The 18,758-nt window shown below is 71.3% G+C and carries 1 protein-coding gene; it reads left to right on the top strand.

Going from position 1 to position 18,758, the window contains the following annotated elements:
* On the top strand, nt 1-18,758 hold an 18,758-nt coding region (locus ACIRL2_RS50570), incomplete at both ends, for a non-ribosomal peptide synthase/polyketide synthase (protein ID WP_402242435.1).

Genomic DNA, 18,758 nt, shown 5'->3' with positions numbered 1-18,758 from the left:
CCCAGGCCCGCTTCCACGCGCTGTTCGAGAGTGTGGAGTTGCACAACCTGTACGGCCCGACCGAGGCGTCCGTGGACGTCACGGCCTGGCACTGCACCCCCGGCTGGGACGGATCGTCCGTCCCGATCGGCGCACCGATCGCCAACACCCGGGTCTTCGTCCTCGACGACAACCTCGCGCCGGTCCCGCCGGGTGTGACGGGTGAGTTGTACCTGGCCGGTGTCCAGCTCGCCCGGGGTTACGTCGGTCGCCCGGGTCTCACCGGTGAACGTTTCGTGGCCTGCCCGTTCGGTTCCGGCGAGCGGATGTATCGCACCGGTGACCGGGCCCGGTGGACCCACGACGGTCAGGTGCTGTTCGCCGGCCGGGTCGACGATCAGGTCAAGATCCGGGGCTTCCGGATCGAACCCGCCGAGGTGCAGGCCGCGCTCGCCGCGCACCCCGACGTCGCGCAGGCCGCGGTCGTCGCCCGCACCGACGAGACCTCGGGCACCCATCTGGTCGCCTACGTCGTCCCCGCCCGAGACGCCGCCACACCCCCGGCGGCCCTGCCCGAAACCCTCCGGCGGTTCGCCGCCGGCCGTCTGCCCGAGTACATGGTCCCCGCCGCCGTCGTCGCCCTCGACGCACTCCCGCTCACGAGCAACGGCAAACTCGACCGCAAAGCCCTCCCCGCACCCGACCACCACACCGAACCCGGCCGGGAGCCGCGCACCGTGCGCGAGGAGATCCTGTGCGGTGTGTTCGCGCAGGTGCTCGGGCGCGATGCCGTCGGGATCGACGACAACTTCTTCGAACTCGGCGGGCATTCGTTGCTCGCCACCCGGCTCGCGTCCCGGATTCGCAGCACGCTCGGCGTCGAACTGGAGATTCGCGAGCTTTTCCGGACGCCCACCGTCGCCGGGGTGGCGGCCGTGTTGGACGACGCGGACACGGCGCGGGCCGCGGTGACGGTGCGGGAGCGGCCGGAGCGGATCCCGCTGTCGTTCGCCCAGTACCGGCTCTGGTTCCTGGAGCAACTGGAGGGGCGCAGCGCGACGTACAACGCCCCGAACGTGCTTCGGCTGGTCGGCAGGCCCGACGTCGACGCGCTGGCGGCGGCGTTCCGGGACGTGATCGCCCGGCACGAGGTGCTGCGGACGGTGCTCGCGGTCGCCGACGGTGAGCCGTACCAGCGGATCCTGCGCCCGGATGAGGTGGCGTGGGAGTTGTGCCGGGTGGAGGCGGCCGACGCGGACGAGTCGGCCGGCGCGGTGGCGCGGGCCAGTGGGTACGCCTTCGATCTGTCGGCGGAGCCTCCGCTGCGGGCGTCGTTGATCACGGTCGGGCCGGAGGAGCACGTCCTGGTCGTGGTGGTCCATCACATCGCCGCCGACGGCTGGTCGATGGCGCCGCTGGGACAGGACCTCTCGATCGCCTACGCGGCCCGGCGGGCGGGCCGGGAGCCGGACTGGGCGCCGCTGCCGGTGCAGTACGCGGACTACGCGCTGTGGCAACGCGAGTTGCTGGGCGGCGACCAGGACCCGGACAGCGTGTTGTCGCGTCAGGTGGCGTACTGGCGGGACGCGCTGGCCGATGCGCCGGAGGAACTCGCGCTGCCCGTGGAGCGCCCGCGCCCGGCGGTCGCCAGTCACCTCGGGCACACCGTGCCCCTGGAACTGTCGGCGGACCTGCACGCGCGGCTCGTGGAGGTGGCGCGGGCCGAGGGCGTGACGGTGTTCATGGTCCTCCAGGCCGCGCTGGCGGTGTTGTTGGCGAAGCTGGGCGCGGGTACGGACATCCCGATCGGGTCGGCGGTCGCGGGGCGCACCGACGAGAGCCTGGACCCGCTGATCGGGTGCTTCGTCAACACCCTGGTCATCCGTACCGACCTGTCCGCCGATCCCACCTTCACCACCGTTCTGGCCCGGGTGCGGGAGGCGGGGCTGGGGGCGCTGGGGCATCAGGACGTGCCGTTCGAACGGCTCGTGGAGGAGCTGGCGCCCGCTCGATCGTCGGCTCGCCATCCGCTCTTCCAGGTGGTTCTGACCATGCAGAACACCCTCGACGCGAGTGTCGCCCTGCCCGGTCTGGCGGTCGAGGTCCGGCCCGGGCCGCGGCCGGGGGTGAAGTTCGATCTCGACGTGATGATCGCCCAGGTGTTCGACGAGCTGGGCCGGCCGGCCGGACTGCGCGGCGGGTTGACCGCGTCGGCGGACCTGTTCGATCCGGATTCGGTGCGCGCGATGGGTGCGCGGTGGGTGCGGGTGCTGGAGACGGTGCTCGCCGATCCGGGCGTGCGGGTGGGCGCGGTGGACGTGCTCGACGAGGACGAGCGCGCCCGGGTGCTGGTGGAGTGGAACGATACGCGGGTCGACCCGCCGACGCCGTCGGTGCCCGAGTCGTTCGCCGCGCAGGCGGCGCGGACCCCGGACGCGATCGCGGTCGAGTGCGCCGGCGTCGAGATCTCGTACGCCGAACTGGCGGCGCGCGCAGCGCGGTTGGCCCGGGTGCTGCGCGGGCGCGGGGTCGGCCGCGGTTCGGTGGTGGCGCTGTGTCTGCCCCGAGGGTCGGACATGATCGCCGCGATCCTCGGCGTGTGGCGGGCGGGCGCGGCGTACCTGCCCATCGATCCGAGCCATCCCGCGGATCGGATCGCCTTCCTGCTCGCGGACGGTCGCGCGGTCATCCTGGTCGGGACCGAGGACCTGCTGGAGGACCTGCCGGCCGGTCGGCTGCCCACCGTCGCGATCGACGACCCGGACGGGGTCGACGACTCGGACCCGGTCGGCACCGACCCGGAGGGGGCGCACGCGACCCCGATTGCGCGCCCGCATCCCGACGAACTGGCCTATGTGATCCACACGTCCGGGTCGACCGGACGGCCGAAGGGGGTCGCCGTCACGCACGGCGGGCTCGCGAACTACGTGGCCTCGGCGCCCGCGCGGGTGGGACTGGGCGCACCCGGGGCGCGCTACGCGTTGCTCCAGTCGCAGGTCACCGACCTGGGCAACACCGTGGTGTTCGGCAGCCTGGTCAGCGGTGGCCGACTGCACATCCTGGACGCCGACGCCGCGCTCGACCCGTCGGCCGTGGCAGAGTACCTGGTCCGGCACCGGATCGAGCACGTCAAAGTGGTGCCCTCGCACCTGGCCGCGCTGGCGAGCGTGCGCGGTACGGCCGCGGTGCTGCCGGCCGGGTCGCTGGTGCTCGGCGGCGAGGCGGCCTCGGCCGAGTGGGTGCGCGACCTGCTGCGCGCGGCCGGCGAGCGCCCGGTGTTCAACCACTACGGCCCCACCGAGACCACGATCGGGGTCACCACCACGCCGTTGACCCCGCATCTGCTCCGGCACGGCGCGGTCCCGATCGGCACGCCCATCGGCAACACTCGCGCCTATGTGCTCGACGAACGACTGGCCCCGGTACCGCCCGGGGTGACCGGTGAACTGTACGTCGCCGGAGCGGGTGTCGCGCGCGGCTATCTCCATCGCCCGGCCTTGACCGGTGAGCGGTTCGTGGCCTGCCCGTTCGTCGCCGGCGAGCGGATGTACCGCACCGGAGACCGAGTCAGGTGGAACTCGGACGGCAACCTGGTCTTCGCCGGTCGGGTCGACGACCAGATCAAGATCCGCGGCTTTCGGATCGAGCCCGACGAGATCCGGACCGCGCTGCTCACGCATCCTCGGGTGGCCCAGGCGGTCGTCGTCGGTCGGGACACCGCCGCCGGCGACCTCAGCCTCGTCGCCTACCTGGTCCCGGCCGACCCCGAGACCGGGGACGACGAGGAACTCGCGGAATCGGTCAAGAAGTTCGTCGCGCAACGGCTCCCCGAGCAGATGGTGCCGGCGGCGATCGTGACCCTGGACGCGCTGCCGCTGACCACCAACGGGAAGCTCGACCGCAAGGCCCTTCCCGCGCCGCAGCACGCGGGCAGCGTCGGCCGAGGACCGAGCACGGTGCGCGAGGAGATCCTGTGTGCCGCGTTCGCCGAGGCGCTCGGCCTGGACACGGTGGGCGTGGACGACAACTTCTTCGAGTCCGGCGGGCACTCGCTGCTGGCGGTCACGCTGGTGGAACGGCTGCGGGTGCAGGGCGTCTCGGTCGAGATCCGGGCCCTGTTCGAGACACCGACCCCGGCCGGCCTGGCCGCACTCGCCGGCCCCGAACCGGTGCCGGTCCCGGCGAACCCGATCCCGGCCGACTGCACCGAACTCACCCCGGACCTGCTGCCGCTGGTGGACCTGTCGGACGCCGACCTCGCGCGCATCGTCGCGACCGTCGAGGGCGGCGCCGCGAACATCGCCGACATCTACCCGTTGGCGCCGTTGCAGGAAGGCATCCTCTTCCACCACCTGATCGCGGGCGAACACGAACGCGACGTCTACGTCACGCCGTTCGTGCTGGAGTTCGACACCCGCGAGCGGCTGGAAGGCTTCCTGAGCGCCCTCGGCCGGGTGATCGACCGGCACGACATCTACCGCACCGCGATCGTGTGGGAGGGCGTGGCCGACCCGGTGCAGGTGGTGCACCGTCGGGCGCCGCTGACCGTACGCGAGTTCGGCCCGGGCGAGTGCGGCGGTGCCGAGGATCCGGTCGCCGCGCTGCTTGTCGCCGGCGCGGCGAGCATGGACATCACCCGCGCTCCGCTGATCGACGCGCACGTCACACCGGCCGCCGACGGCACCCGTTGGCTGGCCATGCTGCGCGTGCACCACATGGTTCAGGACCACACCGGGATGGAGGTGCTGCTCCAGGAGGTGCAGGCGTTCCGCACCGGACGCGGCGCCGAACTCGCCCCGCCGCTGCCGTTCCGCGACTTCGTGGTCCAGGCCAGGGAAAGCCTGCGCCGGGGCGGCCACGAGCGATACTTCGCCGACCTGCTCGGCGACGTCACCGAACCCACCCACCCCTACGGCCTGGTGGACGTGCGCGGCGACGGCACCGCCGTACGACGGGCCGGCCTCCCGGTCCGCGCGGACGTCGGCCGGCGTATCCGCGACGTGGCCCGAGGACTGGGAGTCAGCCCCGCGACCCTGCTGCACGTGGCCTGGGCCCGGGCGCTGGCCGCGTTGTCCGGACGCGACGACGTGGTCTTCGGAACCGTGCTGTTCGGGCGGATGAACGCGGGTGCCGGGGCCGACCGGGCACTGGGCCTGTTCATGAACACCCTGCCGGTCCGGGTCCGGCTGCGCGACGTCGGGGTGCGGGCGGCGGTCCTGGCGATGCGTGCCCAACTCGCCGCGCTGCTCGAACACGAGCACGCGCCGTTGGCGGTGGCGCAGCAGGCGGCGGGGCTGGACGGCGATGTCCCGCTGTTCAGCGCCCTGTTCAACTACCGGCACAGCGGCTCCCGACGGACGGGTGGCGCGGATGGCGCGGATGGCCCGGACTCCGACGGAGAGTCGGGCTTTGCCGGCATCCGCTCGCTGGCCACGCACGACCGCAGCAACTTCCCGCTGGCCGTGTCCGTGGACGACCTGGCCGACGATGGCTTCGCGTTGAGCGTGGACGCGATGGCGCCGGCCGACCCGGAGGCCGTCGCGCGCCTGCTGCACACGACGATCGAGAACCTGGTCGTGGCGTTGGAAACGGCTGTGGAGACGGCTGCGGAGTCCGCTGGGGAGTTTGCCCCGGGGTCCGCCCCGAACCCCGTTCCCGAGGATGCGTACGGCCCGGACACCCCGCTGCGGGCCGTGTCGGTCCTGGACGACGAAGCGTGGTCGAGCCTGGTGGCGGACTGGGCCGAAACGGCCGCCGACGTGGGCTCGGCCGCGACGCTGCCGGAGCTGTTCCGGTCCCATGTGCGAAGCACCCCGGATGCCGTGGCGGTCCGGGCCGACGGTGTCGAACTGTCCTACGCACGCCTCGACGAGCGCGCGAACCGGCTCGCCCGGCATCTGATCGACCTGGGTGTGGGTCCCGAGTCGGTGGTCGCCGTCGTGCAGGAGCGCGGCGTGGACCTGGTCGTGGCCCTGCTCGCGGTGCTCGAAGCAGGCGCCGCGTATCTGCCGATCGACCCGCGCTACCCGCAGGAGCGGATCGCCTACCTGCTCGCCGACAGCCGAGCCGTCGTGCTGCTGGGCACCGAGGCGATCCTGGACGACCTGCCGCCCGTGCGCGGCGTGCTGAGCATCGCCTCGGACGACCCGCACGTCGCGGCCGCCATCGCGGCCCGTCCCGGCGAAGCGCCGACGGTTTCCACGCCCGCCACCGGGTTGGCGTACGTGATCTACACCTCGGGCTCCACCGGTCGGCCCAAGGGCGTGGCCCTCTCGCACGCCGGCGTGGCCAGTCTGGTCACCACCCAGATCGAGCGGCTGGGCGTGGACCGGGACAGCCGGGTGCTCCAGTTCGCGTCCGCCGGCTTCGACGCGGCGTCGTGGGAGCTGATGATGGCGCTGGGCAGCGGCGCCTGCCTCGTGGTGGCGCCGGCGGCGGAACTGCTGCCCGGCGAGGGCCTGGCCGAGGTGATCGCCCGGCACGCGGTCACCCACGCCACGCTGCCGCCCGCCGTGTTGCGGGTCCTGGACGCCGACGACCTGCCGTCGGTGCGGACACTGGTGTCCGCGGGCGAGGCGCTCGGCACCGACCTGGCCGGGCGCTGGGCCGTCGGACGGCGGCTGATCAACGCGTACGGGCCGACCGAGACCACGGTCTGCGCCACCATGTCCACACCCCTGGAGCCGGGCGGCGAACCCGACATCGGCGGGCCGATCCGCAACGCGCGCGCCTACGTCCTGGACGATCGCCTCGGCCCCGTGCCGGCCGAGGTGGTCGGCGAACTCTACGTGGCCGGCGCGAGCCTGGCCCGGGGCTACCTCGGGCGGCCGGCGCTCACCGGTGAGCGGTTCGTGGCCTGCCCGTTCGCTCCGGGCGAGCGCATGTACCGGACCGGGGACCGGGTGCGGTGGACCGCGGACGGGCGGCTGGTGTTCGCCGGTCGCGCCGACGACCAGGTCAAGATCCGGGGCTTCCGGATCGAGCCCGGCGAGGTCGAGGCCGCGCTCGTCGCCCACCCGTTGGTCGCCCAGGCGGCCGTGCTCGCCCGCGCGGACGCGGTCCCCGGCGGCGGGCCCGAGGATCGGCTCCTGGTCGGCTACGTCGTCGGCACCGAGGATGGCGCGTCCGCCGGCGAGGCGCGCCTGGCCGAGGAACTGCGACGTTTCGTGGCCACCCGGCTGCCGGACTACATGGTGCCGTCGGCGATCGTCGTGCTCGACGCGCTGCCGATGACTCCGAACGGGAAACTCGACCGCAAGGCGCTGCCCGCCCCGCACTACACCCCGGGCAGCGACCGAGGTCCGACAGGACTCCGCGAGGAACTCCTGTGCGGTGTCTTCGCGCAGGTGCTCGGGCTGGACGAGGTCGGCGTCGACGACGGCTTCTTCGACCTGGGCGGCCACTCGCTGCTGGCCACCCGACTGGTGTCGCGGGTGCGGGCGGTGCTGGGCGTCGAGGTGGATATTCGCACGCTGTTCGAGGCGCCGACGGTGGCCGGACTCGCGGCGGCGCTGGCCGACGCCGGCGCGGCGCGGACGGCGTTGGCGGTTCGGGAGCGCCCGGAGCGGGTGCCGTTGTCGTTCGCGCAGCGGCGGTTGTGGTTCCTGGGGCAGTTGGATGGCCGCAGCGCCACGTACAACGCGTCGACGGTGGTGTGGCTGTCGGGGCAGGTGGACGTGCTCGCGTTGTCGGCGGCGTTGCGGGATGTGGTGGGTCGGCACGAGGTGTTGCGGACGGTGTTCGCGGTGGCGGACGGGGAGCCGTACCAGCGGGTGTTGGACCTGGACGAGTGGGCCTGGGAGTTGGCGGTCGAGGAGGTCGCGCCCGGCGAGGTGCCCGGTGCGGTGGCGCGGGCCGTGGGCCACGCATTCGACCTGGCGACGGAAGTCCCACTGCACGCACGGCTGTTGTCGACCGGAGTCGAAGAACACGTGTTGGTGCTCGTGGTGCATCACATCGCGAGTGACGGCTGGTCGATGGGCCCGTTGGGCCGGGACGTCTCGACGGCCTACGCGGCCCGGTGCGCGGGGCAGGCACCGGAGTGGACACGACTGCCCGTGCAGTACGCGGATTACGCGTTGTGGCAGCGGGAGTTGTTGGGTGACGAGGGTGATTCGGCGAGTGTGTTGTCGGGTCAGGTGGCGTATTGGCGGGAGGTTTTGGCGGGTGCGCCGGAGGAGTTGGAGCTTCCGGTGGATCGGCCGCGTCCGGTGGTCGCTTCGCATCGTGGGCATCGGGTCGGGCTCGAGGTGTCCGCGGATGTGCATGCGCGGTTGCGGGAGGTGGCGCGGGCCGAGGGTGTGACGGTGTTCATGGTGTTGCAGGCCGGGCTCGCGGTGGTGTTGTCGAAGCTGGGCGCCGGTACGGACATCCCGATCGGCGCGGCGGTGGCCGGCCGCACCGACGAGAGCCTCGACGACCTGGTCGGCCTGTTCGTGAACACCCTGGTGATGCGCACGGACCTGTCCGGGGACCCGACGTTCCGCGAGGTACTGGGCCGGGTCCGGGAGACCGGACTCGGCGCCTTCGAACATCAGGATGTGCCGTTCGAGCGGCTGGTGGAGGAGCTGGCGCCGGCGCGCTCGTTGGCGCGGCATCCGCTGTTCCAGGTGATGACGACCCTCCAGAACACGGGACGAGCGGCCCTGGAACTGCCCGGCGTGCGGGTCGGCGCCCCGACCGAGGAGATCGCGGCCGAACTCTCGGGAGTGGCGAAGTTCGACCTGGATGTGTCGCTGGCGGAACTCTTCGACGACGAAGGGCGACCGGCGGGGCTACGCGGTGCGTTGGTGGGCGCGGCCGACCTGTTCGACCGGGACTCGGTGGAGGGCCTGGCAGGCCGCTGGGTTCGCGCGTTGGCGGATCTGGCAGCCGATCCGGGGCTGCGGTTGAGCGCGGTGGACGTGCTCGACGCGGCAGAGCGGTCACGCGTGTTGCTCGACTGGAACGACACGGCGGTCGCGTCGTCGACCACGACGGTGGCGGAGTCGATCGCCGTGCAGGCCGTACGCACACCGGACGCCCCGGCCGTGGTGTGCGACGGAGCCGCAATCTCGTACGCGGAACTGGCCTCCTACGCAGGCCGATTGGCCGGGTACCTGTGCCGGTCGGGTGCGGGCACGGAATCGTTGGTGGGGCTGTGCCTGCCGCGTGGCGTGGATATGGTCGCGGCGATTCTGGGCGTGTGGTGGGCCGGTGCGGCGTATGTGCCGATCGATCCGGAGTATCCGCGGGAGCGAGCGCAGTTCATGCTCGCGGACAGCGGTATCGGCACGCTGATCGGGACCCGGGAGACCCTCGCGGACCTGCCGACGGTGGGCCTGTCGGTGATCGCGCTGGACGATCCCACGAACTCGGTCACCCTCGCGACGACCGCCCCCGTCGAACCCGTGGCCGACCCGGTACCGTCCGGGGCCGCCTACGTGATCTACACCTCGGGCTCGACCGGGACCCCGAAAGCCGTGGTGGCCACGCGGGCCGGGCTGGCGAACCTGGTTTCGGTGTTCGCCCCGATGATGGGAGTCGCACCCGGCGTCGGAGTCCTGCAGTACGCGTCGTTCAGCTTCGACGCGTCGGTGCTGGACGTGGCCGTGACCTTGTCCCACGGCGGAACGCTGGTGGTGGCGAACACCGACGAACGCAGCCAACCGGAGTTGCTGCGCCGACTCGTCGACGACAACGCGGTCCGCGCCGCCAGCCTCGTTCCCTCCCTGCTGGGCGTTCTGGAACCCAAGGACCTGTCCGGCGTCGGCACGCTGCTGGTGGGCGCCGAGCCGATCAGCGAACACCTGGCCCGGACCTGGTCGGCGGATCGGCGACTGATCAACACCTACGGGCCCACCGAGGCGACCGTGATGATCACCGCCACCCACCTCGACCCGCCGCTGCGCAGCCCCATCCCGTTCGGCGCGCCGATCGCGAACACGCGCACCTATGTGCTCGACGACTTCCTTCGCCCGGTGCCCCCGGGCGTGAGCGGTGACCTGTACATCGCCGGCGCGGGCCTGGCCCGGGGCTATCTCGGTCGTGCGACGCTGACCGGTGAGCGGTTCGTGGCCTGCCCGTTCGGCTCCGGTGAGCGCATGTATCGCACGGGCGACCGGGCACGGTGGACGGCGTCCGGTGAGTTGGTGTTCGCCGGCCGCGCGGACGACCAGGTCAAGATCCGCGGGTTCCGGATCGAGCCCGGCGAGGTCCAGACCGTACTGGAGACCCACCCCGACGTCGCCCAGACCGCCGTCGTCGTCCGCGAGGACGCCGACACGGCAGGCCGGACCGGTGACAAACGACTGGTCGGCTACGTCGTCGCGGCGGAAGGCGGCACCGCCGAGTTCGCGCGCCTGCCCGAGGAGCTCCGACGGTTTGCGGCACAGTGGTTGCCCGACTACATGGTGCCCTCGGCCGTCGTCGTGCTGGACGAGCTGCCGCTGACACCCAACGGCAAGCTCGATCGCGGGGCGCTGCCCGTTCCCGACTACCACACGGACGCCGGTCGGGGCCCGGCCGGTCTGCGTGAAGAGTTGTTGTGTGGGGCGTTCGCCCACGTGTTGGGTCTGGATCGGGTGGGCGTCGACGACAACTTCTTCGAGTTGGGCGGACATTCGCTGCTGGCGACGCGGCTGGTGTCGCGGGTGCGCGCGGTGCTGGGCGTGGAACTGGAGATCCGGGCTCTGTTCGAGACGCCCACGGTGGCCGGACTGGCGGCCGGACTGGAGGACGGCCGGGTACGGCGGGCCCGGGCCTCGGTCGGGGAGCGCGTGCGTCCGGAGCGGGTGCCGTTGTCGTTCGCGCAGCGCCGGTTGTGGTTCCTGGGGCAGTTGGAGGGTGGCGGCGCGACGTACAACCTGCCGGTGGTGGCGGGCTTGTCCGGTCGTGTGGACGTGGCCGCGTTGTCGGCGGCGTTGCGGGATGTGGTGGGTCGGCACGAGGTGTTGCGGACGGTGTTCGCGGTGGCGGACGGGGAGCCGTACCAGCGGGTGTTGGACCTGGACGAGTGGGCCTGGGAGTTGGCGGTCGAGGAGGTCGCGCCCGGCGAGGTGCCCGGTGCGGTGGCGCGGGCCGTGGGCCACGAGTTCGACCTCGCGACGGACATACCGATCAAGGCGTGGCTGCTCTCGACCGGGCCGGACGAGCATGTCTTCGTGGTGGTCGTGCATCACATCGCGGGGGACGGCTGGTCGATGGGCCCGTTGGGCCGGGACATCTCCACCGCGTACGCGGCCCGGTGTGCGGATCGGGCACCGGGGTGGACCGCGTTGCCGGTGCAGTACGTGGATTACGCGTTGTGGCAGCGGGAGTTGTTGGGTGACGAGGGTGATTCGGCGAGTGTGTTGTCGGGTCAGGTGGCGTATTGGCGGGAGGTTTTGGCGGGTGCGCCGGAGGAGTTGGAGCTTCCGGTGGATCGGCCGCGTCCGGTGGTCGCTTCGCATCGTGGGCATCGGGTCGGGCTCGAGGTGTCCGCGGATGTGCACGCGCGGTTGCGGGAGGTGGCGCGGGCCGAGGGTGTGACGGTGTTCATGGTGTTGCAGGCCGGGCTCGCGGTGGTGTTGTCGAAGCTGGGCGCCGGTACGGACATCCCGATCGGCGCGGCGGTGGCCGGCCGCACCGACGAGAGCCTCGACGACCTGGTCGGCTTCTTCGTGAACACCCTGGTGACGCGAACGGATCTATCGGGAGACCCGTCGTTCCGGGACGTGTTGGGCCGGGTCCGCGACAGCGGGCTCGGCGCGTTCGGACATCAGGACGTGCCGTTCGAGCGGCTGGTGGAGGAACTGGCGCCGGCCCGATCGCTGGCCCGACACCCTTTGTTCCAGGTGATGTTGACCGTGCAGAACACCGGCCGGGCGGGCTTGGAGTTGCCCGGCATCGAGGTCGGCACACCGGGCGCCGCGGCGGCGGCGAGGGTATTCGCCGCGCAGGTCGCCAAGTTCGACCTGGACGTCTCACTCACCGAGCTCTTCGACGACGAGGGTCGTGCGGCGGGACTTCGTGGTGGCCTGGTGGGTGCGGCGGATCTGTTCGACCGGGAATCGGTCGAGGGCTTCGGTGGTCGCTGGATTCGAGTGCTCACGGAATTGGTTGCGGATCCGGGTCTGTCGCTGAGCGCGGTGGACGTGCTCGACGGCGGCGAGCGGTCGCGGGTGTTGGTGGAGTGGAACGACACGACGACTGACGTGCCCGGGCCGCTGATGCCGGAGTTGTTCGCCGTACAGGCCGTGCGGACGCCGGATGCGCCGGCCGTGCTGTGTGACGGTGTTGCGCTTACTTACGCAGAGTTGGCGGCCCGGGCCGGTCGGCTGGCCGGATACCTGCGCGGTTCGGGTGTCGGGGCGGAGTCCTTGGTGGGGCTGTGCCTGCCGCGCGGAGTGGACATGGTCGCGGCGATTCTGGGTGTGTGGCGGGCGGGCGCGGCGTATGTGCCGATCGATCCGGACTATCCGCGGGAGCGAGCGGAGTTCGTGCTCGCGGACAGCGGAATCGGCACGCTGATCGGGATCCGGGAGACGCTCGCGGACCTGCCGACGGCGGGCCTGTCGGTGATCGCGCTCGACGATCCCGCGGCCTCGGACATCCTCGCGACGACCACTCCCCAGGTCGCTCCGGTGAGTGTGTCGCCGACCGGACTGGCGTACGTGATCTACACGTCGGGCTCCACCGGCACGCCGAAGGCCGTGGCGGCCACCCACGCCGGACTGCGCAACCTCGTCTCGGTGTTCGCGCCGATGATGGGTGTGGCAACCGGCGTCGGGGTCCTGCAGTTCGCGTCCTTCGGCTTCGACGCGTCGGTGCTGGATGTCGCGGTGACGCTGTCGCACGGCGGAACGCTGGTGGTGGCGAACCCTGACGAACGCAGCCAACCGGAGTTGTTGCGGCGACTGGTGGACGAGAACGGAGTACGGGCCGCCAGCCTCGTGCCGTCCCTGCTGGCCGTCCTGGAGCCGGACGACCTCGCCGGGGTGGCGACACTGCTGATCGGCGCGGAGGCCGTCGGCGAACACCTGGCGCGGACATGGGCGTCGGGCCGACGACTGATCAACACGTATGGGCCCACCGAGGCCACGGTCATGGTCACCTCGACCCATCTCGACCTCCCGCTACGGGTGCCGATTCCCTTCGGCGCGCCGATCGCCAACACCCGCATGTACGTCCTGGACGACGCCCTGCGCCCGGTGGCACCGGGCGTGACGGGTGAGCTCCACGTGGCGGGTGCGGGCCTGGCTCGGGGCTATCTCGGTCGTCCCGCGTTGACGGGCGAACGGTTCGTGGCCTGCCCGTTCGGCTTCGGTGAGCGGATGTATCGCACGGGAGACCGGGCGTGGTGGACGACCGAGGGGGAGTTGGTCTTCGCCGGTCGTGCGGACGACCAGGTGAAAATCCGTGGCTTCCGGATCGAGCCCGGCGAGATCCGGACCGTGCTGGAGACCCACCCCGACGTCGCCCAGGCGGCCGTCGTCGCCCGCGAGGAGAGCATGGGCCGTACGGACGCCTCTTCCGCTACCCGACCCGGTGAGACGCGCCTGGTTGCCTATGTCGTGGCCCGCGATGGGGAGGCGGGCGAGCAACTGGTCGAGGCGCTGCGTGGTTTCGTCGTCGGACGGTTGCCGGAATACATGGTGCCGTCGGCGATCGTCGTGCTGGACGCCATTCCGCTGACCGCCAACGGGAAGCTGGACCGCGACGCGCTCCCCGCCCCCGAATACGGGCCGGGCGGGACGCATGGCAGGGGCCCCGCGACCGTGCGCGAGGAGGTGTTGTGCGCGGTCTTCGCCGAGGTGTTGGGCGTGCCGTCGGTGGGGGTGGACGACAACTTCTTCACGCTGGGCGGGCATTCGCTGCTGGCCATCACGCTGGTGGAGCGGTTGCGGGCGCGGGGCGTCTCGGTGTCGGTTCGGGCCCTGTTCCGGTCGCCGACCGTGGCCGGGCTCGCGGAGATCGCCGGGCCGGTGCCGGTGATGGTCCCGGCGAACCGCATCCCGGCCGACGCCACGGCTCTGACGCCGGACATGTTGCCGCTGGTGGATCTGTCGGAAGCCGAGGTCGAGGGGCTGGTCGGGTCGATCGAGGGTGGTGCCGCGAACATCGCCGACGTGTACCCGCTGGCGCCGCTCCAGGAGGGCATTCTCTTCCACCACCTGATGGCCGGCGAGCACGAACGTGACGTCTACGTTGCGCCGTTCGTGTTGGAGTTCGATACCCGGGAGCGGCTCGACGGTTTCCTGTGGGCGCTCCAGCAGGTGATCGACCGGCACGACATCTACCGGACCGCGATCGTGTGGGAAGGCGTGCCCGAGCCGGTCCAGGTGGTCCAGCGACGGGCCCCGCTGCCGGTGCGGGAGGTGCGCCTCGGACCCGAAAGCCGCGACTCGGTGGCGGAGTTGGCCGCCTCCGGCGGATTGAGCATGGACATCGGTCGCGCGCCGCTCATCGACACGCACATCACCGCCGCGCCCGGCGGCCCTCGATGGCTCGCGCTTATCCGGGTGCATCACATGCTTCAGGACCACGTCGGCATGGAGGTCCTGCTCCAGGAGGTCCGGACGTTCCTGGCGGGCGACGGGCACGAGCTGCCCACCCCGCGCCCGTTCCGGGATTTCGTGGTGCAGGCGCGGGAGAGTCTGCGGAACGGTGGTCACGAGGAGTTCTTCGCGGAGTTGTTGGGTGATGTGACCGAGACGACGGCTCCGTTCGGGTTGTTGGATGTGCGTGGTGACGGGACCGGTGTGCGGCGGGCCGAGTTGCCGGTGGCGGATGTGGTGGCCGTGCGGATTCGGGAGGTGGCGCGGGGGCTGGGTGTGAGTCCCGCGACGTTGCTGCATGTGGCCTGGGCGCGGGTGTTGTCGGTGTTGGCGGGGCGGGACGATGTCGTGTTCGGGACGGTGTTGTTCGGTCGGATGAACGCGGGTGCCGGTGCCGATCGTGCGTTGGGTCTGTTCATGAACACGTTGCCGGTGCGGGCGCGTACCGAGGGCGTGGGCGCCCTGGCGGCAGTGGCCGCGATGCGGGACCAACTCGCCGCGTTGCTCGAACACGAGCACGCACCGCTCTCGCTCGCGCAGCAGGCGAGCGGGATCACCGGCGACGCACCGCTGTTCACCGCCTTCTTCAACTACCGCTACAGCGGCGAACAGGGAACCGCCACGGATGTCGATGGTCGCCACGGAAGCGGCGAGATGGAGGGCATCCGCACGGTCTACATGCTGGACCTCACGAACTTCCCGCTGGCCGTGTCGGTGGACGACCTGGGCACCGACGGCTTCGTGATGACCGTGGACGCCGTCGCTCCCGCCGATCCGCACGTGGTCACCCGGATGTTGCACACGACGATCGAGACCCTGACCGCTGTTCTGGCGGACGGTGTCGAGGGCGAGGCCGCAGCCGACGTTGCGTTGGGCTCCGTGGCGGTGTTGGACGATGCCGAGCGGTCGCGGGTGTTGGTGGAGTGGAACGACACCGCCGTGGATGTAGCGGGTGTGTCGGTGCCGGAGTTGATCGCGGCGCGGGTGGCGGAGTCGCCGGACGCCGTGGCGGTGCTGTGCGACGGGGTCGAGACCTCGTACGCCGCGTTGGACGCGCGTGCGGGCGGCCTGGCGCGGTTGTTGCGCCGGTACGGGGTCGGCGCCGGCTCGGTGGTGGGTCTGTGTCTGCCGCGTGGTGTCGATGCGGTGGTGGCGATCCTGGCGGTGTGGCGGGTCGGTGCCGCGTATCTGCCGATCGACCCGGAGTACCCGTCGGATCGCATCGCGTTCATGCTCACGGACAGCCGTGCCGTGACGTTGATCAGTACCGAGGACCTGTTGGAGGAGTTGCCGGCCGGCCGGTTGCCCACGATCGCGATCGACACGCTCGGCGCGCCTCCGGAGGCGGCGGCCGAGACGGAGTCGGGTGTCGCGGTGCACTCGGAGGAGTTGGCGTATGTGATCTATACGTCGGGTTCGACGGGTCGGCCGAAGGGTGTGGCGGTCACGCACGGCGGGTTGGCGAACTATGTGGCGTGGGCTGTCGAGGCGTACGGGGTGGGGGCGTCGGGTGGTGCGCCGTTGCACTCGTCGTTGGCGTTCGACCTGACGGTGACGAGTGTGTTGTTGCCGCTGGTGTCGGGGTCGCCGGTGACGGTGAGTCCCGAGGGTGGTGCCGATGGCCTTGCGGGGTTGTTGCGTTCCGGGGCCGGGTTCGACCTGGTGAAGGTGGTGCCCGCGCACCTGCCGTTGCTGGGCGAGTTGTTGACGGAGGAGGAGGCTGCCGGTTCCGCGCGGTGTGTGGTGGTCGGTGGTGAGGCGTTGTTCGGGGCGGATGTGGCGGGGTGGTTGGTGCGGTCGCCGGGTTCGGTGGTGGTGAACGAGTACGGGCCGACCGAGACGGTGGTGGGTTGTTGTGTCTTCGAGGTTCGTGCGGGTGACGAGGTGTCGTCGGGTCCGGTGCCGATCGGTCGGGCGATCGCGAATACGCGGTTGTTCGTGCTGGGTGGGGATCTTGCTCCGGTTCCGGTGGGTGTGATCGGCGAGCTGTATATCGCGGGTGCCGGGCTGGCTCGGGGTTACGTTTCGCGGCCGGGGTTGACGGCGGATCGGTTCGTGGCGTGCCCCTTCGCGGTCGGGGAGCGGATGTACCGCACCGGGGACCGGGTTCGGTGGACTGCCGAGGGTCGGTTGGTGTTCGTCGGTCGGGCCGACGACCAGGTGAAGGTGCGCGGCTTCCGGATCGAACCGGCCGAGATCGAGGAGGTGTTGGCGGCCCACCCGGGCGTGGCTCGGGTCGCGGTGGTCGCCCGGACGGAATCCTCGGGTGACACCCGTCTGCTGGCGTATGTCGTGCCGGCCGACGCCGATGGCGGATTCGGCGATGGTGGGAGCGATGACCTGCCGGTCGCGTTGCGCGAGTTCGCCGCGCGTCGCCTGCCGGAGTACATGCTGCCCGGCGCGATCGTGGTGCTGGCCGCGCTTCCGCTGACCGCCAACGGCAAACTCGATCGGGCCGCCCTGCCCAGTCCCGATCGCTTGGATGGTGCGGAGTCCGGCGGGTTCGCGCCGTCGCCCCAGGAGGAGATCCTGTGCGGGATGTTCGCCCAGGTGCTCGGCCTGGAATCGGTCGGAGCGCACGAGAACTTCTTCGAGCTGGGCGGCCACTCCCTGCTCGCGACGCGGCTCGTATCGCGCGTACGGGCGGTGCTGGGCGTCGAGTTGGACATTCGCTCCCTCTTCGAGTCACCGACGGCAGCCGGGCTGGCCGGAGAACTGACCCGGTCCGGTGCGGCGCGCACGGCGTTGGCGGTTCGGGAGCGTCCGGAGCGGGTGCCGTTGTCGTTCGCGCAGCGCCGGTTGTGGTTCCTGGGGCAGTTGGAGGGCCGTAGCGCCAAGTACAACGCTTCGACGGTCGTTCGGCTGTCGGGACCGGTGGACAATGCGGCTCTCTCCGCCGCGTTGCGGGATGTGATAGGTCGGCACGAGGTGCTGCGGACGGTATTCGCCGTCGCGGACGGTGAGCCGTACCAGAGGGTGTTGAGTCTCGACCACGTCGAGTGGGAGCCGGTAGCCGAGTCCGTGGCGCCGGCGGAGATGCCGGGTGCGATCGCGCGGGCGACAGGCCATGTGTTCGACCTCGCGGCCGAGGTACCGATCAAGGCGTGGCTGTTCTCGTCCGGGCCGCGGGAGCACGTGTTCGTGCTCGTGGTGCATCACATCGCGGGTGACGGTTGGTCGATGGGTCCGTTGGGTCGTGACGTCTCCACGGCGTATGCGGCCCGGTGTGCGGGACACGCACCCGAGTGGGCTCCGTTGCCGGTGCAGTACGCCGACTACACGCTCTGGCAGCGCGAGATCCTGGGTGAGGAGGACGACCCCGAAAGCGTGTTGTCGGCCCAGGTGGCCTACTGGCGTTCGGCTCTGGCCGGAGCGCCGGAGGAGCTGGAACTGCCGATCGACCGACCCCGTCCGCCGGTCGCCGGTCACCGTGGGCACAGCGCTCGGCTCGAGATCCCAGGCGATCTCCACGGCGACATCGTGGAGTTGGCCCGGTCCGAGGGTGTGACGGTGTTCATGGTGTTGCAGGCCGGGTTGGCGGTGTTGTTGTCGCGGTTGGGTGCCGGTACGGATGTGCCGATCGGTGCGGCGGTGGCGGGTCGTACGGACGAGAGTCTGGACGATCTGGTCGGGTTCTTCGTGAACACGTTGGTGATGCGGACGGACCTGTCGGGGGATCCGACGTTCCGGGAGGTGCTGGGTCGGGTTCGGGAGACGGGCCTGGCGGCGTTCGGGAATCAGGATGTGCCGTTCGAGCGGTTGGTGGAGGAGTTGGCGCCGGCGCGGTCGTTGGCGCGGCATCCGCTGTTCCAGGTGATGTTGACCCTGCAGAACGCCGGCCGGGCGGCGCTCGAACTGCCCGACATCGAGGTGGGTGCGGCGTCGGCCGCCGACGCTGCGGATCTCTCGCCGGCCGCGAGGGTGGACATCGAGGTGACCGTCGGCGAAGTCGTCGACGATCAGGGCCGCCCAGCCGGGCTCCGCGGCCTGGTGACCGTCGCCGCCGACCTGTTCGATCCGAATTTCGTCCTGCAGATGGCCGAGCGGTTGGCACGGGTACTGCGGGCGGTGACCGCCGAACCGGCGTCGCGTCTGGGCGCGGTGGACGTGCTTGACGGGGCCGAACGGTCTCGGGTGTTGGTGGAGTGGAACGACACCGCTGTGGATTGGGATTCGGTTTCGGTTGTGGGGTTGTTCGAGGCTCGGGTGGTGGCGTCGCCGGGTGCGGTGGCGGTGGTGTTCGAGGGTGTGGAGGTGTCGTTC

The sequence above is a fragment of the Embleya sp. NPDC127516 genome, assembly GCF_044765325.1.
In the GTDB taxonomy this organism is placed as follows: domain Bacteria; phylum Actinomycetota; class Actinomycetes; order Streptomycetales; family Streptomycetaceae; genus Embleya.
This window is presented reverse-complemented; position numbering and strand designations above follow the sequence as displayed.